The sequence below is a fragment of the Ruegeria halocynthiae genome, assembly GCF_000743705.1.
GTDB classification, from domain to species: domain Bacteria; phylum Pseudomonadota; class Alphaproteobacteria; order Rhodobacterales; family Rhodobacteraceae; genus Ruegeria; species Ruegeria halocynthiae_B.
The window spans coordinates 94,718-115,369 of record NZ_JQEZ01000002.1; the positions used below are offsets into that span (position 1 = coordinate 94,718).

Annotated in this window: 24 protein-coding genes; 6 read left to right on the forward strand and 18 right to left on the reverse strand. The window is 60.3% G+C overall.

Annotated features, from left to right (window positions below):
• Window positions 1-2: 2 nt before the first annotated feature.
• The 3 genes from JT51_RS06745 (at window position 3) to JT51_RS06755 (ending at window position 3,083) form a co-directional block, all read left to right on the forward strand.
• The gene (locus JT51_RS06745) at window positions 3-1,373 is read left to right on the forward strand and encodes a pyruvate dehydrogenase complex E1 component subunit beta (protein ID WP_037309860.1); all 1,371 of its coding nucleotides are present in this window, start codon (window positions 3-5) and stop codon (window positions 1,371-1,373) included.
• Between the two features lie 14 nt (window positions 1,374-1,387).
• Complete coding sequence (locus JT51_RS06750; RefSeq protein ID WP_037309863.1) at window positions 1,388-2,686, forward strand: pyruvate dehydrogenase complex dihydrolipoamide acetyltransferase; 1,299 nt, start codon at window positions 1,388-1,390, stop codon at window positions 2,684-2,686.
• 154 nt (window positions 2,687-2,840) lie between these two features.
• Entirely contained in the window at window positions 2,841-3,083 is a 243-nt protein-coding gene (locus JT51_RS06755) for a hypothetical protein (RefSeq protein ID WP_037309865.1), read from the forward strand.
• Window positions 3,084-3,101: 18 nt separating this feature from the next.
• On the opposite strand, the gene cysE is transcribed toward JT51_RS06755, so the two are convergent.
• Window positions 3,102-3,911, reverse strand: a complete 810-nt coding sequence (cysE, locus tag JT51_RS06760; protein WP_037309869.1) for a serine O-acetyltransferase — start codon at window positions 3,909-3,911, stop codon at window positions 3,102-3,104.
• An 85-nt stretch (window positions 3,912-3,996) separates the two neighbouring features.
• On the opposite strand from cysE, the gene JT51_RS06765 reads away from it, so the two are divergent.
• Entirely contained in the window at window positions 3,997-4,335 is a 339-nt protein-coding gene (locus tag JT51_RS06765; protein ID WP_037309871.1) for a TraR/DksA C4-type zinc finger protein, read from the forward strand.
• Here JT51_RS06765 and JT51_RS06770 read toward each other — a convergent pair.
• The 16 genes from JT51_RS06770 to JT51_RS06845 form a co-directional block, all read right to left on the reverse strand.
• Window positions 4,316-4,612, reverse strand: coding sequence for a hypothetical protein (locus JT51_RS06770; RefSeq protein ID WP_037309874.1), 297 nt, complete (start codon window positions 4,610-4,612; stop codon window positions 4,316-4,318). The genes JT51_RS06765 and JT51_RS06770 overlap by 20 nt on opposite strands.
• An 8-nt stretch (window positions 4,613-4,620) precedes the next feature.
• On the reverse strand, window positions 4,621-8,583 hold the full coding sequence (locus JT51_RS06775) for a baseplate multidomain protein megatron (protein ID WP_037309876.1): 3,963 nt from the start codon (window positions 8,581-8,583) through the stop codon (window positions 4,621-4,623).
• Entirely contained in the window at window positions 8,584-9,030 is a 447-nt protein-coding gene (locus JT51_RS06780; RefSeq protein ID WP_037309879.1) for a peptidase, read from the reverse strand.
• Window positions 9,027-9,914 (reverse strand): DUF2163 domain-containing protein, encoded by an 888-nt coding sequence (locus JT51_RS06785; RefSeq protein ID WP_037309882.1) that lies wholly within the window; start codon window positions 9,912-9,914, stop codon window positions 9,027-9,029. The genes JT51_RS06780 and JT51_RS06785 overlap by 4 nt, the downstream gene beginning before the upstream one ends.
• The gene (locus JT51_RS06790; protein ID WP_037309885.1) at window positions 9,914-10,546 is read right to left on the reverse strand and encodes a DUF2460 domain-containing protein; all 633 of its coding nucleotides are present in this window, start codon (window positions 10,544-10,546) and stop codon (window positions 9,914-9,916) included. Before JT51_RS06790 ends, JT51_RS06785 begins: the two co-directional genes overlap by 1 nt.
• A gap of 16 nt (window positions 10,547-10,562) precedes the next feature.
• Window positions 10,563-11,225, reverse strand: a complete 663-nt coding sequence (locus JT51_RS06795) for a phage tail tape measure protein (protein WP_037309887.1) — start codon at window positions 11,223-11,225, stop codon at window positions 10,563-10,565.
• Window positions 11,212-11,421, reverse strand: coding sequence for a rcc01693 family protein (locus JT51_RS06800; protein WP_037309890.1), 210 nt, complete (start codon window positions 11,419-11,421; stop codon window positions 11,212-11,214). The genes JT51_RS06795 and JT51_RS06800 overlap by 14 nt, the downstream gene beginning before the upstream one ends.
• Complete coding sequence (locus JT51_RS06805; RefSeq protein ID WP_037309893.1) at window positions 11,418-11,738, reverse strand: gene transfer agent family protein; 321 nt, start codon at window positions 11,736-11,738, stop codon at window positions 11,418-11,420. Before JT51_RS06805 ends, JT51_RS06800 begins: the two co-directional genes overlap by 4 nt.
• Before the next feature lie 4 nt (window positions 11,739-11,742).
• Window positions 11,743-12,156: a phage major tail protein, TP901-1 family gene (locus JT51_RS06810; protein WP_037309895.1), complete on the reverse strand. Its 414-nt coding sequence runs from the start codon at window positions 12,154-12,156 to the stop codon at window positions 11,743-11,745.
• A gap of 20 nt (window positions 12,157-12,176) precedes the next feature.
• A complete protein-coding gene (locus tag JT51_RS06815) occupies window positions 12,177-12,590 on the reverse strand; it encodes a DUF3168 domain-containing protein (protein WP_037309898.1) in 414 nt (137 codons plus the stop codon).
• Window positions 12,587-12,925, reverse strand: coding sequence for a phage head closure protein (locus JT51_RS06820; protein WP_037309901.1), 339 nt, complete (start codon window positions 12,923-12,925; stop codon window positions 12,587-12,589). Before JT51_RS06820 ends, JT51_RS06815 begins: the two co-directional genes overlap by 4 nt.
• The gene (locus JT51_RS06825; protein ID WP_037309904.1) at window positions 12,922-13,521 is read right to left on the reverse strand and encodes a head-tail connector protein; all 600 of its coding nucleotides are present in this window, start codon (window positions 13,519-13,521) and stop codon (window positions 12,922-12,924) included. The genes JT51_RS06820 and JT51_RS06825 overlap by 4 nt, the downstream gene beginning before the upstream one ends.
• Window positions 13,522-13,693: 172 nt before the next feature.
• Window positions 13,694-14,872 (reverse strand): phage major capsid protein, encoded by a 1,179-nt coding sequence (locus JT51_RS06830; protein ID WP_037309907.1) that lies wholly within the window; start codon window positions 14,870-14,872, stop codon window positions 13,694-13,696.
• Window positions 14,873-14,905: 33 nt separating this feature from the next.
• Window positions 14,906-15,451: an HK97 family phage prohead protease gene (locus tag JT51_RS06835; RefSeq protein ID WP_037311829.1), complete on the reverse strand. Its 546-nt coding sequence runs from the start codon at window positions 15,449-15,451 to the stop codon at window positions 14,906-14,908.
• 26 nt (window positions 15,452-15,477) lie between these two features.
• On the reverse strand, window positions 15,478-15,696 hold the full coding sequence (locus JT51_RS06840; protein ID WP_037309909.1) for a GTA head formation protein, RCAP_rcc01685 family: 219 nt from the start codon (window positions 15,694-15,696) through the stop codon (window positions 15,478-15,480).
• Window positions 15,689-16,852 carry a phage portal protein gene (locus tag JT51_RS06845; RefSeq protein ID WP_037309910.1) on the reverse strand — a complete coding sequence of 388 codons (1,164 nt, stop codon included), beginning with the start codon at window positions 16,850-16,852 and terminating at the stop codon, window positions 15,689-15,691. Before JT51_RS06845 ends, JT51_RS06840 begins: the two co-directional genes overlap by 8 nt.
• Before the next feature lie 246 nt (window positions 16,853-17,098).
• Here JT51_RS06845 and JT51_RS21745 point away from each other — a divergent pair, with 246 nt between their 5' ends.
• On the forward strand, window positions 17,099-17,431 hold the full coding sequence (locus tag JT51_RS21745) for a hypothetical protein (RefSeq protein ID WP_152563314.1): 333 nt from the start codon (window positions 17,099-17,101) through the stop codon (window positions 17,429-17,431).
• A gap of 62 nt (window positions 17,432-17,493) precedes the next feature.
• Here JT51_RS21745 and JT51_RS06850 read toward each other — a convergent pair whose 3' ends face one another.
• Complete coding sequence (locus JT51_RS06850; protein WP_200876081.1) at window positions 17,494-18,864, reverse strand: DNA-packaging protein; 1,371 nt, start codon at window positions 18,862-18,864, stop codon at window positions 17,494-17,496.
• A gap of 600 nt (window positions 18,865-19,464) precedes the next feature.
• On the opposite strand from JT51_RS06850, the gene JT51_RS21205 reads away from it, so the two are divergent.
• On the forward strand, window positions 19,465-20,598 hold the full coding sequence (locus JT51_RS21205; RefSeq protein ID WP_081894631.1) for a Hint domain-containing protein: 1,134 nt from the start codon (window positions 19,465-19,467) through the stop codon (window positions 20,596-20,598).
• Window positions 20,599-20,652: the final 54 nt, after the last annotated feature.

Genomic DNA, 20,652 nt, shown 5'->3' on the forward strand with positions numbered 1-20,652 from the left:
ACATGGCAACAGAAATTCTCATGCCCGCGCTCTCACCCACAATGGAAGAGGGCACTTTGGCCAAATGGCTGGTCAAGGAAGGCGACACCGTATCCTCAGGCGATATCATGGCCGAGATTGAAACCGACAAAGCCACGATGGAGTTCGAGGCCGTCGATGAAGGCATCGTCGGCAAGATCCTGATCGCCGAAGGCACTGAAGGGGTCAAGGTCAACACGCCCATCGCCGTTCTGGTCGAGGAAGGCGAAGACGCCTCGGCCCTGCCCGCGGCTGCGCCCGCAGCCGCAGCGGTGGCCGAAGCCGCCCCTGCGGCGGTCGAGGCCCCCGCTCCTGCCTCTGCCCCCGCAGCGCCGGTGGTCGATCACTCTCCCGACTGGCCCGCAGATGCCGAGATGAAATCCGAAACCGTACGCGAAGCTTTGCGTGACGCCATGGCCGAAGAAATGCGCGCGGACGAAGATGTCTACCTGATGGGCGAAGAAGTCGCCGAATATCAGGGCGCTTACAAAATCTCTCAGGGATTGCTGGACGAGTTCGGCGGCAAGCGCGTGATCGACACACCGATCACCGAACATGGGTTTGCTGGTATCGCCGTGGGTTCCGCCATGGCCGGACTAAAGCCGATTGTCGAGTTCATGACCTTCAACTTCGCGATGCAGGCGATTGACCAGATCATCAACTCGGCTGCCAAGACGCTCTATATGTCAGGCGGTCAGATGGGTTGTCCGATTGTGTTCCGTGGTCCCAATGGTGCCGCTGCGCGCGTGGGGGCTCAACACTCTCAGGACTATGCCGCATGGTACATGCAGGTTCCTGGCCTCAAAGTGGTGATGCCCTATTCCGCTGCTGACGCCAAAGGTCTGCTGAAATCTGCGATCCGTGACCCCAATCCGGTTGTGTTTCTGGAAAACGAAATCCTCTACGGTCGCTCGTTCGACATGCCGCAGGTGGATGATCTGACCATCCCGCTGGGCAAGGCGCGTATCTGGCGTGAAGGTTCGGATGTGACCATCGTCAGCTTTGGCATCGGCATGCAATTCGCGCTGGAAGCCGCCGACAAACTGGCCGAGGACGGCATCAACGCCGAGGTGATCGACCTGCGCACCATCCGCCCGATGGACACCGGTGCCATCATCAATTCGGTGATGAAAACCAACCGTCTGGTGACCGTCGAAGAAGGTTGGCCGCAAGGCTCGGTCGGTAGCTACATCTCGTCCGTGGTGATGCAAGAGGCGTTCGACTACCTTGATGCGCCTGTCATCACCCTGACAGGCAAGGATGTTCCGATGCCCTACGCCGCAAACCTGGAAAAACTGGCGCTTGTGACCACCGATGAGGTGATCGCAGCCGTCAAACAAGTGACCTACCGGTAAGGAGCGACAAACAGATGCCCACCGAAATTCTGATGCCCGCCCTTTCACCGACGATGGAGGAAGGCACGCTTGCCAAATGGCTGGTCAAAGAAGGCGACACCGTCTCCTCTGGTGACCTACTGGCCGAGATTGAAACCGACAAGGCCACGATGGAGTTCGAGGCCGTTGACGAAGGCACCATCGGTAAGATCCTGATCGCTGAGGGCACCGAAGGGGTCAAGGTCAACACTGCCATCGCGGTTCTGTTGGAAGAAGGCGAAAGCGCCGATGATATCTCGGCCACGCCTGCCAAGACACCCGAGGCGGCACCAGCCGCCGCGGGCAACGAGGCTGCCGCGCCAGCGGCACCCGAGGCGCCCGCCCCTGCCCCGGCAGCACCGGCCAAGGCAGATGGCGGTCGTATCTTTGCCTCGCCCCTTGCCCGCCGGATCGCGTCGCAAAAGGGTTTGGACCTGACGCAGATCAGTGGCTCTGGCCCGCATGGTCGTATCGTCAAAGCCGATGTCGAAGGTGCAACGGCGATCGCTCCGGCGGCAGCCCCTGCACCCGCTGCTGCGGCCCAAGCGGCGGCGGCTCCGGCTGGCCCATCTGCCGACGCTGTCGCGCGGATGTACGAAGGGCGCGAGTATGAGGAAATCAAACTCGACGGGATGCGCAAAATTATCGCCGCCCGCCTTACCGAAGCCAAACAGACCATCCCGCATTTCTACCTGCGTCGGGACATCAAGCTGGACGCGCTGCTGAAGTTCCGCAGCCAGTTGAACAAACAGCTTGAAGCGCGCGGTATAAAGCTGAGCGTGAATGACTTTATCATCAAGGCGGTCGCCAACGCGCTGCAACAGGTGCCCGAATGTAACGCCGTCTGGGCGGGCGACCGGGTGCTGCAACTGAAACCTTCAGATGTGGCTGTGGCTGTGGCTATCGAAGGCGGTTTATTCACCCCTGTCCTTCAGGACGCCGACACCAAATCGCTGTCGGCCCTGTCGACCGAGATGAAAGACCTGGCAGGCCGTGCCCGTGAGCGCAAACTGGCCCCGCATGAATATCAGGGCGGTACGTTTGCGGTTTCCAACCTTGGCATGTTTGGCATCGACAATTTCGACGCCATCGTGAACCCGCCCCATGCAGGTATCCTGGCCGTTGGCACAGGTGCCAAGAAACCCGTTGTTGGGGATGATGGCGAACTGACTGTAGCAACGGTGATGTCGGTGACAATGTCTGTCGATCACCGCGTCATTGATGGCGCACTTGGGGCGCAATTGCTGCAAGCCATTGTCGAAAACCTGGAAAACCCGATGGTCATGCTGGCCTGAGGAACGACAAACCAACGGCCCTGCTGTGTCAATCAGCGGGGCTGATTGGCGCCCTGACATGTTGTGAGCAGACGTGATCGCCGATGCGGTTGCCCGATCCGCCCATGCACACCAGATTTATTTGCACACGGTTTCCTTTCGCAGAAGGTGTGCAATGACCCTTTCAGATTTAGCCAAAGCCCTGATGTTGCTTTCACTGTTGGCAATCGCGGCCCCTACGGCTGCTGTCGCAAAACCCAACAGCTATCCGGGCGAGAACTCTAAGTTCAAAACAACCGACCCGGTGGAAATCGCCAAGCAAAAGGCGGAACGTGCAAAACGTATTGAGCTGAGAAAAGAGCGGCGCAAGCAGAGACGGCTCGAGCGGTTGAAGAGAAAAAACAACCGCTCGAATTAAAATCGGACTTGGCAGAATTTACTGGTTTTTACCCAGCATGTGATCCATCGAGATCGACGGCTGATCACAACCGGCCTCACCCACGATCTTGGCGGGAATACCAGCTACGGTTTTGCAGGCCGGAACTTCCTGCAACACCACGGACCCTGCCGCGATGCGGCTGCAATGGCCCACTTCGATATTGCCCAGAACCTTGGCCCCGGCTCCGATCAGAACACCGTCACCGATCGTTGGATGGCGCTGTTCTTCTTCTTTTCCGGTCCCCCCAAGGGTCACGGAATGCAGCATCGACACATTATCGCCCACCACAGCGGTTTCGCCGATAACGATGGAATGCGCGTGGTCGATCATGATGCCTTTGCCGATTTTCGCGGCCGGGTGAATGTCGATCCCGAAAATCTCGGACGAGCGCATCTGGAAGAAATACGCCAGATCGTACCGCCCCTTACGCCACAGCCAATGGGCAACGCGGTAAGCCTGCATGGCTTGGTACCCTTTGAAGTACAGGATCGGCTGCAACAGGCGATGGCAGGCCGGATCACGTTCGTAAACGGCCATCAGGTCGGCGCGCGCGGCCTCAAGCAAAGTGGGATCGTTGGCATAAGCCTCGTCCACGATTTCGCGCAGAACCATCATCGACATCTCGTTCGAGCATAGTTTGGCCGACACCCGATACGACAACGCCCGTTCCAGGCTGCGGTGGTGCAGGATACAGGCGTGGACCAGCCCACCCATCAACGGCTCATTCTCGACCGCAGCCTGAGCTTCGGTCGCGATACGATTCCAAACCGGGTCGACGGGGGTCACGTGACTGCGCTTTTCCAACATGGCTTTTGATCCTTTGCTGCGCCTAGAATGCCATTTAGTTGTAAAATTACCAAACGCAAACCCGTGATCCGCAGGGTAACAAAAAATGAACGAAAAGAAGTTGAATGAATTCGCCGCTCGGATAAGGGCAAGAATGGCTGAGCTTGCGGATTTATCAGCCTCTGGAAAAGACGCGCAGGCCGTTGTTGAACTGGATCAACAGGCGGTTGGGCGGCTCAGTAGAATGGATGCTTTGCAAAATCAGGCCATGGCCAAGGCACAGCAAGCCAATCGCGATTTGGAAACACGAAGACTTGAGGCTGCCCTGATCCGGGTGAAAGAAGAAGAATTCGGATATTGCGAGGATTGCGGCGAGGAGATTCCCGTCAAACGCCTGAACCTGGACCCTGCCGCCAGCAAATGCGTCAGCTGCGCGTCTGGGTAAGGTGGAAACGGATCAGGTGGCGAAGAACCAGCTCGAAACATTGGCAATATTGCAGGTTGTCAAAGCCGGGTTCATCCGCCAGCCGCCTGTTGCGCGCGGCGGCCATCAAAGATCCGTTGCCCCAAAAGGGATGCATCCGACCCGTCTGACCGACGTAATCGTCGGCCAGTTCAGCTTCGCGGATCATCCTTGCGCAAAGGCGATCACGGTCTGCCAGCGGCGCGGTCAACAAGACCCGCGCCGCGGCGCTGACATCTCCGTGCAAAACGGGACGCATGTAACCGCCTATCCTACTGTCAGCCGGGCGAACAAGCCTGGCCCATAACTGCCCGAGACCTGCGCAACCTGCACCTCGTAGGGGCCACTGACCCCATCCGACAGCTTCATCGCTGTCGGGTAGGTCCAGGATGGTTCTGTAACGACAACCTCGCGCACCGGCCCGCTGTTGGACCGTATCTGGACAAGATAGGATTCGCTTTCCTCGCCAAGCGGTACGTCCAGGCCTGACCAGTCGTCGCCGTCCAACCGGGTACGGCGAACCCACGAAAGCGTGTCGCCTGTTGTCGAAGCAACGGCCCTGAGGTGCACCGGCGCGTAAGGTCGCAAACCATTCCCGTCAAACGCTTGGACAAGATGAACAAAGGATGGGTCGTCATACCCGCGTGCCGCAGGACCGATGCGGTAATGTTTGGCCACGCGCCGTTCGGACCGTAACAGGCCAGTCTGAAAGACCCGTTGATCCAGCAAGACAAACATCGACCCTTCGGGCCAGACATCGGGCATATTGGCATCCGTACCCAATTGGCCACGCAGCCTGCTGGACAGAGCGTAGATACCCGGCTCTTGCAGGTTCGCATCCGCGAATTGGAACATTTCCCAGGTGCCCGGCGTCCCATCCCCGATTGCGGCCAGATTGGCCCCGTTCAGCAATGCCTGTCGCGGGCGCGATTCAAGCAGGCCATCAACCAGGTTGACCCGCAAAGCCCCCCCTTCGTCCCAGACGCCGGCGCCAGCACGGAACAGCGGTGTTTCCGTAAACCCGATGACTGCCTGACCCGAGACCACCTCTTGCAGCGCATAATCCTCATCACTTGCCGAGGAATATACCGCGACACTTCCGGGCCACGGGTTTGCCGACACCGCAAGATAAGGCGCGTGCGGTCGTTCGGAACCGGTGATCAATGGCAGATCAAGGAACACTGGCAAAGCAGGCACTGGCGCGATGAAGGGCTTCGCGGTCACCCCGTCATCCGGCAGGTCGGATGGCACGTATACGCCAGACTCGATCCGAACCGCATCCACAAGCTGCAATTCCGCCTGTTCCAGCCGGTCAATGCGATAGCGCGCGCCAGTGCGATCTTCGGTCAGACGCACGACATCGCCCGCACCTACGTTCAGCAGTGATGGAGGCAAAGCGAAGCGCACGGTTTCGCGTGATACCCTTGCCTCACTTAGCCAACGTTCGGCGGTTTGGCGGCCTTCTGCGCGCGTCATCGACAGGGGCATCTCGTTTAACGACACCGCATGGGTGCGCGCGTCAGGCAGAACGGCCTCTTCTGATACGATATCGTGATCCGAGTCCGACTGTACGAAACGCAGGCGCACGCGGCCCGTCAACTCAGCCTCAGCTTCTCGGCGATGTTCAATGTCGCCTTCGATGTCGGAACTCATCGCAAGATGATCGGCTTTAAGGTCAATCACCCCATGACCATCGCGCATTCGAAACTGCAATACGCCATCCCGCTCGATGGCATCGAAGCCATAGCGCAGCATCAGCGGTTGCAAAGCTGCACGCCCGCTGGATACATCTTCGACAATGTACCCCCGAACCACGCCATAAAGGCGGGATACGTCGATATCCGTCACCCCGGCCCCATGGCAGATTTCGGTGACAACAGACGCCAGAGTTCGCGCCCCTGACCGCCCGTTCAGCCAATGACCCCGCGCATAGTTTGCCCCATCGCTCCACTGGCTGCGCAGGTTTGGAAAGGTCGGAAATGGGCGCGCGTCCCAGGCCCAGACATAGGCATGTGCCATATCCACCATCGGTTCGCCGTAGACATTCGAAACCGGATTGATTTCAGGGTCGGACCAATACCCCAATGTCGCCTTGAGGTACTGAACCTGAATAAAGTCATCGCGCAGACCATTGGAATAACGCGGCAAACTGGATTCCGAGGATTTGGGATCAAGGAATTTATTCGGCTGATTGGTGCCCTTGTCGATCGCAGCACAACCCAGCTCTGTGAACCAGATCGGCTTTGATCCAGGCACCCAACCCGTTGGATTCGCTTGCCGGATGCCGCCGATGCGTTCGTGATGCGGCTGCGACCACCAATTGCGCAAATCCTTGTAACGCCAGACCCACGGCTCATTGTGCTCGGTGTCTTCGATAGGTGTCCGTATCTGGGCTTCGGCCTCTTCGGGTGAGGCATAGTACCAGTCATACCCTTCACCGCCTTCGATGTTGCTTCGAAGATAGTCGAGGTCATAGATCGCGTCAGCCCCCGCCCGCGCGTCCAGATGGTCGGCACCATCACGCCAATCGGACAGAGGCATGTAATTGTCGATACCGACAAAGTCGATGTTGTCGTCTGCCCAAAGCGGATCGAGGTGGAAAAAGCGATCCCCCGTTCCGTCATTGGGCTGATAGCCGAAGTATTCGCTCCAGTCCGCCGCATAGCCGATCTTTGTGCCCGGCCCCAAAATCTTGCGAACCTCGGCTGCAAGCAGACGCAGTTGGGCCACTGCCGGAAATCCGGACAAGCCCCGGATCTGGGTCAACCCTCTCATCTCGGACGCGATGCAGAACGACTCGACCCCACCGGCAGCTTTGCACAGGGCGGCATAGTGCAGAATAAACCTGCGCAACCCCCACTCCTGCGGGCCGTGGTAAGATACAGCCCCGTTACCGATAGCAAAATCACTTGCCCGCGCGCGACCAAAGAACGAGGCGACATGCGCATCTGCCGTTGCGGTTTGGTCGGGTGATCCCACCCGCCCCGGCGCGGCGTCCAGGGTGATCCGCCCGCGCCAAGGCAGGTGTGGCTGGTCGTGCGCGTCAGACCATGGATCAGGCAGGCCATTCCCGCGCAATTGGTCCATCAGGATGAACGGATAGAACATCACGCGTTTACCGGTCTGTTTCAGATGCCGGATTGCCTGCACGACAGAATCGTCCGCCGGCGTCGCACCATAGACCGGTTGATCTGCATCGTGGCGAACAACCTGTGCTGTCTGGCGCTGTTGCCCCGCAACGCGCCAGGGCATGTTGTGACCTTCAATGTGCTTGTGCAATACCTTTGGCTGGATTTGGCAGTGCCCACATCGCAGGTCATTACCGAACCAGGACACGACCAACGAGGCCGCGTCACATGCCGGTAATTCTGCACGCAGCGCCTGCGTCGAGGTCACGAGATCAGGCCGACCGGATGCGGAATTGACGTTCGCGGCCCAATTCTGACCGTGGCCTTTGGTATAGTTTACCTGGGTACTGGCCAGCGCGTATTCGCCCGTACCCGGCATCAGCGCAACGCCCCGAATGGTTCTGGACAAGGCGTTCGCCCGGTCCGGCATCCCGATTTGTTCCTGACGCACGACTTCGAATGAAAACTGCGGAACCCTGTTTCCGAACGTGCCCAGCTGCAGGTTTTCAATCACCACATAGGCCGTGCCGCGATAGGCCGGGACATTGCCCGCCCCTTCGATGGCTTCGATCAAGGGATCAGGAAGCTGGTTGTCGGACCCGTGATAGACACGCATATTTAACCCGGCGCGGTCCAGCTCCTCACCGTCGGCCCACACGCGCGAAACATCCGCAATCTGCCCCGCGCCCACGGCGATGGCCAAAGAGATCGAATAGCTGTAACTGTGCGTTGTCGTAGTGACTTCCGGCGGTTTGGGAGAGCCCTTGCCCCCACCACTGGACTGTGTCGTCGTGCTTGTGCTTTGGGTTTCCAGAAAGTCCGAGGCCCAGATAACCTGCCCCCCAAGCCGCATTCGGCCAAAGATCGTGGCAACCGGGGCACCCTCTCCGGATTCAGTCAGACGAAACCGGTCCAAACGACCTGTTTCGACAACTTCGCTACCACCGCCCATGACCGATTGGCTCATCAGCCGCTGGTCGATAATCCGCCCCAAGGTCGCGCCAACCGCGCGACCGATGACCGCCGTCGAAAGGCCCGCCACAGTTCCGCCGACGGCCCCACCAAGCGCTGCCCCGGCCGCGGAAAGTACAATTGTAGCCATTCACTTATCCTCCAGCGGAAACTCAAAACAGGCGACAACCCGGCGACGCCAGGGTTCGCTCAGCGTGTTTTCGACAACGCCATGCCCGGAATAGGCATGAATGAATCGCGGCACGGCCCCAACTTGGCTGATGATCCCCACATGTTTGGCGACACGCCCATCCAGCATTCGAAAAAGTAGGACATCACCGATGGCAAAGGCATCGGGGCTCTTATCGATCAGGTGACGGTGCGCGGCGGCCCACATGCGTTCTTCACCCTGTGGTTCAGACCAATCCATGCTGTAGGTTGGAACGGCCTCGGGCTCGGCCCCGACCAACTCGCGCCAAACACCGCGCAACAAGCCCAGGCAATCTGCGCCGGCGCCCTTGACCGAAGCCTGATGCACATAAGGGGTTCCCAACCAGGTCCGCGCCTCTTTCACTATGTCGTGTCGGTGCACGCTCATCTTCTGCTGCCCCCATTATTCGGATTGCTTTTCTTTGGAACGGCCATCACCCAATCTTCGTTCGGAAGGTCAGGAAACCCCTGAAAGTTTATGAGATTATTGAATTTCTTCCGGCAGACACCCATGCTTTTGTCACATCCCGCAGTCAGCCGAACCCGATCGCCAACGGCTAGCCCGCCATCAATTCCAGACCACAGGGTAATGCGCCGCCCACCGTTGACGCGCTCATCTTGCTTGATGGATGCCCACAACCCGACTGCCGTGCCCGTCACGACATCCATCCGACCGCGTTCGAACCACGCGCTGTCATGGGCCTGGGCACCGCGCAGTTGCACAATGCCGCCATCGGCCAGACTTGCGACCTCGGCTTCCACCCAATACCCCGGCGCATTCAGGTTGAACTTGCAACTGCCGTCCCCGAGCACTGCGGTACAAGGTTTTTGATAGATCCTGCCCAGAGGCCGGTTCAACAAATCCGTCAGGCCCCGCAATTCGGCATGGAATGCGCCGCCCGCCCGGCGAAGCTCACCAATCGAGCCCCGGAATTGCAGCTTGCGCTGCGCTGTATCCTTCCAGTTGACCAGCCAGGCACGCACCTCGGCACCGTCAAACCGCCCCGCCTCGATATCCTCTTCTTTCACGGCAGCGTCGGACAAGCCGCCCATCGCCTCAGAGTTGTCGATGGACAGCCCCGTCGCCTGCTCTATCGCCGTTGCGGTCAGGCCAGTGCTGGCTTTGAACGTCAGCCCGTCAAAGCCAAGCTCCATGTCGTGGTCGGTGAAGCCGTACGTTTGCCCGTCCTGGCGTTTGATCAACCAACAACGGCATGTCGTGGTCAGGCCGCTCTGCAAGTGGGACTGGAGCCCTTGGGTATCGCCACTCATCAGACGCGCACCTCAACCACAGGAACATTTGGAACATCGCCCGCCTGAAAGCTGGCTACACTGGTTTGAATCCTGTCGGTATCGAACCGCACCGGAACGTCGAATTCGAATCCTGCGGTGATTTCCACCTGCTCGGGCGGGGGATCCGCAAAGGTGACCAGACCGCGCGCCAGATCGACATCAAAATCGACCCCCTCGCGCATTTCGTCTTGGTCGAGGCCCAGTTTAACGGTCCCCAACACCGGTTTAATGATCGGCCGGACGTAACTAAAGCCACCCGAGCTGTATGTTTTCACCAATTGAAACCGGGTCTGAACGCCATCGCCCAACGCAATAAGCTGGTCGCTTTTGTCTACTTTGGCATTGGCTGTGCCTGATTTGAAATCAGACCAATCTTTCCACAGAAATCCGAACATCTGCCCTTGCCGGGCTTCGAAGAACGAAATCAGCATCTCGATATCGTCCAAGGACCGCATTCCCAGACCTGCATCATAGCGACGGCGCGAATGGGCCCAGGGCGTGTTGCGTTCTTCGAACCCGTTGGCCAGCGTCACGATATCCGTGCGCCGTTCCGGACCACCGACCGAACCAAAGCTCAAGCTGGCGGGAAATCTTACCTCGTGGAAATTCATGACCTGCTCCCTTGTGTTACCTGTTGCGATTGCCACGCCCCAGGGCGCGGCTCATCTGAGCGGCAATCTGGCCCTGGCTGCGCCGGAACCCCTGCACGTCCGGGGTTGTGATGTTCATCACCACATTCACCGCACGCCCGCCGCCGGAAGTGCGCACACCCAGCTTGCCGTCCGCGCCGCGAGCCAGGGGCATGATCGCCTCGGGGCCCGCCTCGCCCATCAGGCCGGTACCGCCGCGCATCGGAAAAGTGGTTGGGCCGCTGATCACACCGCCATTGGCAAAGGGCATCACCCGGCCCTGCGAAAAGCTGCCACCATCGGCAAAGGGCAGGATACCTTGCACCAGACCTCCAACCGTGTTGGCCAGCATACCGCCAAAGTGGTCCGTCACCGGCTTGATCGCGGCGGAATATGCCGTCCGGATCATCGAGTTTTTCAGCACGTCCAGCGCACCCGACAGGTTCATCCCGTCCAGAACCACGCCATCAAACGCTTTGCGCAGCCCGCCGGACATGCCGCGTTCCAACGTGGCGACATCCTTGCCGGTCTCTTCAAAGGCCGCGCTGATCCGCTTCATCTGGCTGTCAAACGCCGCCGCCATCGACGCCGCATCCCCCAGCGAGTCGCCCAGCGCCTCGCCCCGTTCCTGCAGGTCGTCCAAACTGTCACGTTCCGTCATCACGCTCTCCTTGTTCCTTGTCCGGATAAGCCGCCAGCAAGGCATCCAGACCCGCCCGGTTCATCGCAGGCAAATCCGCGCCCTGACCCAGCATCAGCCGCAGCTCGACTGGGGTCAGACGCCAGAACTGATCCGGCGGCAGGCGCAGGCCGACCAGCCCCGCCCGCATCAGGGCGGGCCAGTCAAAGCCGCTCATGCCTGCCCCGGCACCATGAAGGCCCGCGCCAGCAGCTCGGCCGCTGCGCGCGCGCCCGCCATCGGGCCGCCCTCGATCTCAGCGAGCAACAGGTCGGCGCGGGCAACATCTGCCCCACCCCCCCGCAAGCCCGCCACGATCAACGCCAGCACGTCGCCGCTGGAATAGACCCCGCCTTCGAACCGCTGCACCAGCTCCACCAACGACCCAATGCTCAGTTCCTGTTCCAGTTCCGCCAAAGCGCCCAATGTCAGCTTGAGCACCCGCCGTTCCCCATCGATGGTCAATGCCACCTCGCCCGTCCACGGATTGGCCATCGGATTACAGCGCCGTAAAGGTCAGGGCACCGGCGCTGGCCAGGCTCATCTCATAAGTCGCCTCGCCATTATGCGACCCCGCATATTCGATGCCGGTCACCTGAAACGCGCCTTCGACAATCCCGAAATCGGGGATGATCACTTGAAAATCCGGCGTCTCGCCGTCAAAGAACAGCTGGCGCGCACGCTCATCCGTACCGGCATCCTTGAACACACCCGAGCCCGAGATCGCAGCGGATTTGACCCCCGCCCCCGACAGCAGCTCACGCCAGCCGCCCTGGCTTTCCAGGCTGGTGACATCCACACTTTCCGCGTTGAAACTGACCCGCGTGGCACGCAGCCCCGCGATGGTCTCAAACAGGCCCGAGCCGTTCATATCCACTTTGACCAACAGGTCTTTTCCATTCTGGGCAGCCATATGCTCTCTCCGTTGATTGCTTAGTCGTCTTCCACGCGGGCGCGGAATCTCAGGTCGATCTGGCGGATTGCGCCGCCGGTTCCCGTACGCCGGGCCGAGGCGCGCTCGAACCACAGCCCCACCAGCCGCCCGCGATCCAGAGTCATCCCTGCGCCCTCAAGCGCGTCGCACACCGCCCCGGCCAGGGTCTTGGCGGTGCCGAACCCGGCCGCCTCGGAAACCACCGATACCGTGAACCGATGGATCGCCCCGGCACCCGACCGGTCCGAGGCGTCCCGTACCTCTTCCGGTCCCAGCGTCACATAGGTCTGTGGCACCGATCCCGCAGGAACCGCGTCATAGATCGCGCCATTCGAAAGCGCGCCAACCTGCGCGTCGCCGGACAGGTGCTGATACACCGCCGCCTGCAGGGCCGCTGAAACGCCATAGCTCATGCCGCCACCTCTTCGTCTGCGAAACAGGTCAGGTACTGGCCGCGCGGGTCACGCTCGGCGACCGCACGAATGACAAAGCGGCGTGGGCCTTCTGCAAAGCGCTGATCGGGCGAAGGACGCATGGTCGACCCTTCGGGCGCGCCACGTATGACGATCCGATAGCCTACACGCGACACCGGCACCCCGGCCACCTGACGCTCGGCCCCGCTGCGCGCGGTGACTTCGGCCCAGACCGCGCCCAGCGGCTGCCAGGTTTCGGTGTATCCACCCGCACCGTCGGCGGTACGAACCGGTGCCTCAAGCACCAGCTTTCGGTTCAGTCGCGGCGCCTTCATTGCGCCACCCCCGCGCCAAAGCGTACAACGCGGTAACGCTGGATCAAGCTGGTCACGCCGAAAGGCATACAGCCTGCGCCCAATGCAGTTTCATCGCGATATTCATAGTAGTGCGCCGCCAGCAACAGAACGGCTTGCCCCAGATCAGCAGGCAAGCCACCCCAATCTGCGGACATGCCTGCAGTGAATGCGATCTTCACCGACCCACCTGTTGTGAGTTTCGGCAGCGTCGCGCCTGCTGGCCGCAGCCGGGGGCGCTGACTGTCTCGCTCCAGCCGGTAAGTATCAGGTGCGATAACATCGTCTGCCCCTGCCGCATCGGTTACGGTCACAGCATCGACAGCCGTAATCGGTGCCACCGGCAGTATCTCTCCGGCGGGATCGCGCCATCCGTTCACGCTCCAGGAAAAGGCGCGTTCGATCAGCACCTTGCCAGTGCGCGCTTCAATCGCCGCGATCGCCGCCCGCAGGAACCCCTTCAGCACCTCGTCCTGCACGCTGCCCTCGGCAAAGCCGGTTCCCAGCCGCAGATGCGCCTTGAACTGATCCACCGGCAGCGCTTTATCCGCGATGGCGGTTTCTTCGATCAACATCATCCATTCACTCCGCAATCTCGGCCCCCTCCGGGGGTCGTCACTTCAGGAAATTGGCAGGCACGCGCCGCCCCACGTTGCTCGGACGGAGGGGAGCAGCTAGACAACGCAGGGGATCTCACCCCGGCCCGCGCCTGCCGCCCGGGGTGCCAAGGCACCCCGGATTCAGCCCGCGTTAGGCGGTGCCGAATTTCACCAGCTTGATCGCAGCGAAATCGCTTACGTCACCGCCCACACGCTTGGTCGCGTAGAACAGGACATGCGGCTTGGCGCTGAACGGGTCGCGCAGCACACGCAGATCGGGGCGCTCGGCAATGGTGTAGCCCGCCTGGAAATCACCAAATGCAATCGAGAAGCTGTCGGATGCCGCATCCGGCATGTCTTCGGCGATCAGGACCGGATAACCCATCAGGCGCGCGGGCTCACCCGCGGCCAGGCCATCCGACCACAGGAAGCGGCCATCGCTGTCCTTCAGCTTGCGGATCAGACCCGCCGTTTTCGAATTCATGACAAAGGTACCATTGACCCGGTACTGCGCGCCCAACGCATAGACCACATCGACAATCGCATCCGCATCGACACCCGCGTCGATGCCGGTCGGCACATAGCCGATGTTGCCCCAGGCCCAGACATCATTATCCACCTTGGCATGATCCAAAACACCCTTGGGCTTATCGGCACCATCACCAGAGATGAACGCTGCCGCTTCGGCACGGGCGAACTTGTCAGCGATACGACCGGCCAGCCAGCCCTCAACGTCAAACGCGCTGTCATCCAGCAACCGCTGCGACGCCTTGGGCAGCGCGCTCAGCTCGTGCAGCGCGATCGAGATACGATCAATCGACGGCGTTGCGGTTTCGGTCGCGCCCGAAGCCTCATCCGCCCAACCCGCGCCAACGTCGGTATGGTCGATCAGCACGTCAAAGGAATTCGCCTCGACATTAACCACCGATGCAATCGAACGGATCGAGGCGGTCGATTTCAGCACCGATTTGATGATCTCGGCGGTCTGAGGATCGACCAGATAACCGCCATCGCTGTTCACTGCGCTGGATAGCGATTTGACCTCCACCTCAAGGCCACGCAACGCGTCATCGTCGCCGCACCGCACATAGGCGTCAAAGGCCTTCTGGTGCGGCGCGCCATTTTCGATTGAGGCCGCAAGGTGCGGACGCGCCGCGATGGTTGATTTACGATCCAGCATGGTCAGTCGCTCTTCTGTCTGTTGCAATTTGGTTTTAACTTCAGCCTTCAGGCCCTTGAATTCATTCACGAAGCCAGCCATCGCCTGCTTCACCTCCTGAACCATAGGCACGGCCTCTCCGGTCAAGGCCGGGATCTCGGTCTTGCTCATCAGCATTTCCTTTTTGGGGGTGAGGTTTCGGCGCTAGGTTCGCGCCAGCTCCTGCCGGGCGTGGTCAAACACCTCGGCAATACTGCGCCAGGTGTCATCGGCTTCGGGGGCTGTCCCCTTGGCCGCCACCCGCGCACTGGGCAGCATCGGGAAGGTCACAAGCGACACCTCCCACAGCTCCAGTTCGGTCAGGACCCGCTGGCCCTTGTCATTCTTCACGGCCCGCTTGGTGCGATAGCCAATCGACAGCCCGTCCAGGGCACCCGCGCGGATCAGTTCCGCAGCTTCGCGCCCCTTCTGGGTGCTTTCCAACAGGCGGCCTTTAACCCACAGGCCCTTGTTGTCTTCGCGCACTTCGTCCCAGACGCCGATGGGCTGCGCCGGGTCGTGCTGCCACAGCATCTTGACCCGCTGACCCACCTTGACCAGCCCGGCCAGCGAGGCGCGATAGGCCCCTTGCTGCACCACATCGCTGCCCTGATCGACCTGACCGAACAGGCTGGCATAGCCTTCGATCACCGCATCCTCGGTCACCGACAAACCATCGCCAAACCGCGCAAACTTGTGTTCCAAATCCATGAACACCTCCTTGTAAGCAATTGTATTCACGGCGTTGCCACCAGAAATGACTGGAACGCCTGCGCCAGGATCACCGCCGCCACACCGTAAACCGTCAGCCATAACCGACGCTCCAGCCGCTCCATCATCTCTTCGATCTGATCCAGCCGCCTGCACAGGTGCGCATGCTGAATTTCAGCCACCCGCTCATGCGCGGCCAGGCGCAGGCCTGGCGCACAGTCGAACGGCGGATATCCCTCACTCATCGGCACGCTCCGGCAGCCCCAGCAACGCGCGTTTCTCAGTATCCGTCAGAAATTCGGCCCGGCTGACCCGCGTCCATTGCGCATCCCGTTCAGCGGCCAGCGCCGGCACCTGATCCAAATCCGGCTTCAGCACCAGATCTTCGCCGGTAAAGCCCGCCAGCCATTCCGACACCGCCGCCGCCACCCGCGTCACCAAAGGCAGAACGGTCAGGCGATAAAACGCCCGGTTGGCCTCCTGATAGTTCGAATAGGTCGCGTCGCCCTGGATCCCAAGCAGCATCGGCGGGACCCCAAAGGCCAGCGCAATCTCGCGGGCGGCGGCTTCTTTGGTCTTCTGAAACTCCATATCGGACGGCGAGAACCCCATCGGTTTCCAATCCAGCCCCCCTTCCAGAACCATCGGACGGCCTGCATTGCGCGCCCCGCGATAGTTCTGCTCAATCTCATCTGACAGACGACGGAACTGATCCTCGGCCATGACCCCATGACCATCGCCGCCTTTCCACACCAGCGCCCCCGAAGGCCGCGCTGCATTGTCCAACAGCGATTTCGACCAGCGCGACGCACTGTTATGTACATCAATCGCCATCGCCGCCGCCTGCATCGGCGAGAACCCATAGTGATCGTCCTGCGGGTGGAACGACTTGATGTGGCAGATCACCTCTGCCGCAAACCGATGCGTCTTGCCCCCGGCCGTGTAATCATACGCCTTGGGCCAGCCATCCGTCCCCGGCACCACGCTCATCCGATCCGAGCGCAGAACGTGCAGCTCTACCGGCAAGCCGTCTTCTGCCTGCACCGCCTCGACATAGGCATTGCCCGACAGCAGCAGCTGCCCAAACAGATTTTCCATCAACTCCGCCCGACCCTGCGCCGCATTCGGACGCCGCATCAGGTTGAGTATGGGATGCACATCAAATCGCTGCGCCTGATCCTGCAATACTAAAGGCAACGCCGCCGCCGCCTCAGCAATCAGCTTGACGGATCGAAACCCCACCGGGTTCCCCGAAAACCCCGTCCGCGTCAGCGAAACCGCGTCCCTTGGGCTCCACGCCACGCGCCCGCCCGTCTGCCACGCCACCACAGGCCCCGCCGCGCTCGCCTTCGCCTCGGGCGCCTCATCAGCCGATCCACGACGCAAGAAATCGAATACCATCTGTGCTCCTTTCTGCCGCCGCTCTGCCCGGCTTGTTGAAAAGAGTTATGACGGAAAGAAGTTTAGGGCTTGGGAATGGGGCGTACGGGGGTTGGGCAACGGGTTGAGTTGGGGTGCATCGAAAACAAGCCCAGGAAAGCCTACCAGTATGTCCGAGGCCTCAAACAAACAATCTGGACGTGTGGGATTTTTTCGACTACTCCTGACTGCACAACAAGATGACATTCTGAGACACGGTGTAATTACATGGTTTTAAATAAAATTTTTGCCCCAGCTCTGTTGTTTGCGCTGGGTGGATGTTTTGGACCCAATTTGGATTTTGGAGAAGAACCCACAACCTTCAGATATACCGAAGCCAGCGCATCCGGCCTAAACGCAGTCAGGCCCTACCCCACTGCCGAAGATGTATGCCAAGTTATCCGTGAAAATCAGGAAATTCGCGATCCCGTCGATGACGGATCATTCTTGATTGCATGCCCGAAGCATGAGCGCGGCGCAATCAGCGACAGGCAAAACGAAGGCGCGCAAGTTGTGGCTCAAGCACGTCACTGGACAATACTGTCAGTACCAGCTCGTTGATGTCGCTTTTGACAGGGTAAGGGTCTTGGTTGGATTTACATCGTTGGCTGGCGTGCAGGCGTTCACAACGCCCTCACCCTAGGCCGCCGATACGCCCCCGCAGGCCCCACAACCAACTCATGCAACGCCCAGACCAGCGCGTCGACCCGATCTGGTGAGCCCTGCCCTTCAAACCCCCGCGCGGTCATCTGGCACATCTGCTCCTCCAGCGCGTCCAGCCCGGTGACATGCGACACTCGCCCTTGCTCGTATAGTGCCGCCACAGGCTCGGCTCGCGCCACCTTACCACGTGAGGCGCGCACTGCGCGGAACGGGACCAGAGGGTCCACCTGCCGCACGACTTCCTCAACCAATTGCCCGCCTTGATTGACCTCGGCCACCAGCCGTTCGGCCCCGAACTCATCCATCGCGTCAATCGCCGCCTGCGCCCAGCCCGCCGGGCCAACGCCCTGTACCGTGCGGTCCGCCAGCACATAGGCGCGCCACCCCTCGGGCGGCCCCTGCAATTGCGCCCCAACAACCACGATCCCGCAGGCATCCGCATTCGCCCCAGCAGTCACTGCCGGGTCCAGCGCCACCACGATCCGGTCCAGATCAGGCGCAGCGTCGACCCGCGCCACATCAAGCATCGACCCGGTCCACAGCGCCCCCTCGGCATCCGACAGCAACACCCCGTCCAATTCCTGCCGCCCCAACCGCGTGCCTGCATATCGTGCGCGCACCTCGGCTAGGAACGAATCCGCCAGATTGGCACGGTTCGCCTCGGTGGGCGCATGGGTCTGCACGGTGGACGGCGACGCCAGCAACTCCTTCAAAACCTTCACATTGCGCGGCGTGGTCGTCACGCAGACGCGGGGGCGCTCACCCAACCGCAGCGCAAATTGCAGCATATCCCAAGTCTCGCCAGCCTTTTTCCACTTGGCCAGTTCATCCACCCAGGCTGCATCGAACTGCGGCCCGCGCAGCCCCTCGGGGTCATGTGCCGAAAACGCCTGCGCCTCGGCCCCGTTGGGCCAGACCAGCTTGCGCTCGGACGCTTTCCACACAGGACGCCGATCCGGCGGCGAACACTGCAGTATCCCGCTGTCACCAAAGATCATCACGTCGCGCACCTGATCGAAGGTCTCACCCACCAAAGCCACGCGGCTGGCCTCGCCCCGATCCAACGGCTTTGACCCTTCGACCATCGACCGCACCCACTCAGCCCCTGCCCGCGTCTTGCCCGCGCCGCGCCCGCCCATGATCACCCAGGATCGCCAGTCGCCTTCGAGTGGCAACTGATGCGGCAGCGCCCAGAACTCGAACAGGAAAGGGAGGGCGCACAGCCCTCCCTCCCCGATCTCACTCAGAAATCTGTCCCGCACCGCAGCAGGTGCGGAGGCGAGCCAGCCTGCACCCGATTTCAAATCGAGCGCGCTCAAGGTCGAGCGCATACCCCCCTTGGGCAATTCCGGCTTGTCTGTGATGTTGTTCGACAAAGCTTGTCTCCACTTTCTGACAACTTCGGATCAGCCCCTCTAACTGCCCGAGTTGCTTGCCTGTACCAGCAAGATCTGCATCCTCCCCGGTTCCGATCTGCCTACGCAATTCTTCCGCTGCTTGGCGCAAACCGCGAATGGACGTCTCGAGCGACTGTAAAAGTTCCGCCGTCTGGGACATCCGCTCTTCCGGGGTAATCAAAGTCATGTGTGCCTGTGACCTCATGCGTGAGTTTTTCCGCACGAGAGAAACGAAAAACGGCCACCGGGTCACCCCGGGGCCGTTGCCCATTCCTTCTAGCATGACACAACCTATACGAGAGAAAGGGCGCAAAGTCAAGATTTCACGCAACAGCCACGCAACGGGGACCGTCCCAAAACCGTTAACTTTTCACAAATCCGGCTTTGTTTTACCTACGTCTTGATTGCCCGTTCCCACCAGTCAAAAGCCAGGTGGTCCTCTGAATAACGTGAAGGTGATCCACCCTCAAAAACCCTTGTTCCCTGATTGTTGAAGCGATAAGAAACGCAATAATTTATAGAGGTTATGAGTAAATGGTCGAAAGATTAATCAACGGCGACATTTCCCTTACAGTCGCGGATGGCTCTCCTAATCCGGGCAGTACCGGCGTCGACCCAGCGGGTTGGACTGTGATAGAGCCCGGTGATACCTCGGGCGCGGAAGCAGCCGACGACATCGTTCAGGTTGACGGGGGCCGGGTTATCTTCAACGGCGGCGGCTCGCCGACTACCGGCTCGATTGAACAAACGGTCACGGGCGTGCCCATCGGCAAAGCGGCAACGTTCAGCGCCGACTACGGCGAAAGCGGCAATGGTCAGGACGTCAGCATCCTGTTTGAGGTTATTGACGGTTCCGGCAATGTTGTTTTTTCGCAAACGGCGACGACCACCAGCACCGTTACATTTTCCTTCACCACGACGGATTCGACCTACACGATCCGGCTCACGGACAACTCACCAACTGCAGGTATCAGCCGGGATGCGACCGCCGACAACATATCGCTTGATGTGGCGTGCTTCACCTCGGGCACGGAAATCTGCACCATTGATGGCCCCAAACGTATCGAAGACCTGAATATCGGCGATCGTGTTCTGACCGCTGACAACGAATACCAGCCTATTCGCTGGATTGGCCGAAAAGAGCTGGTCTTCTCTGACCTGCCCGACGCCACCCGCCTGCGCCCAATCCGAATTGGCACCGGAGCGTTGGGGGCCGGGCTGCCGCAACGTGATCTGATCGTCTCACCGCAACACCGGGTGCTGATCAGGTCCAAGATCGCAGAACGCATGTTTGACACACCCGAAGTTCTGATTGCCGCGAAAAAGCTGATGAACGGGCAGGATGTGACTGTCGAGGATACGATGGAAACGGTCTGTTATTTCCATCTGCTGTTTGACAAGCACGAGATTATCTTTGCCGAAGAATGCCCGACTGAAAGCTTTTATCCCGGACCCGAAGCTTTGAAATCTTTGTCCGACGAAGCGCGAAGCGAGCTTGAGGAGTTGTTCCCGGACCTGTTGAACCGTGATCCTGACCTTCTGAAGTCTGCTCGCAAGATACCGTCGGGCGCGCATCAGAAAAAGCTTGTGTCCCGGCACCAGACCAACGACCGCGCCTTCATTTTTCAAGCAGAAGAACAAAGTGATCGGCACCTGGCTTGTTCCTGAACGGCTTACCCCTTTGGGCAGAGTAGGAGTAGCAGATCAACGCTTGGTTTCCCA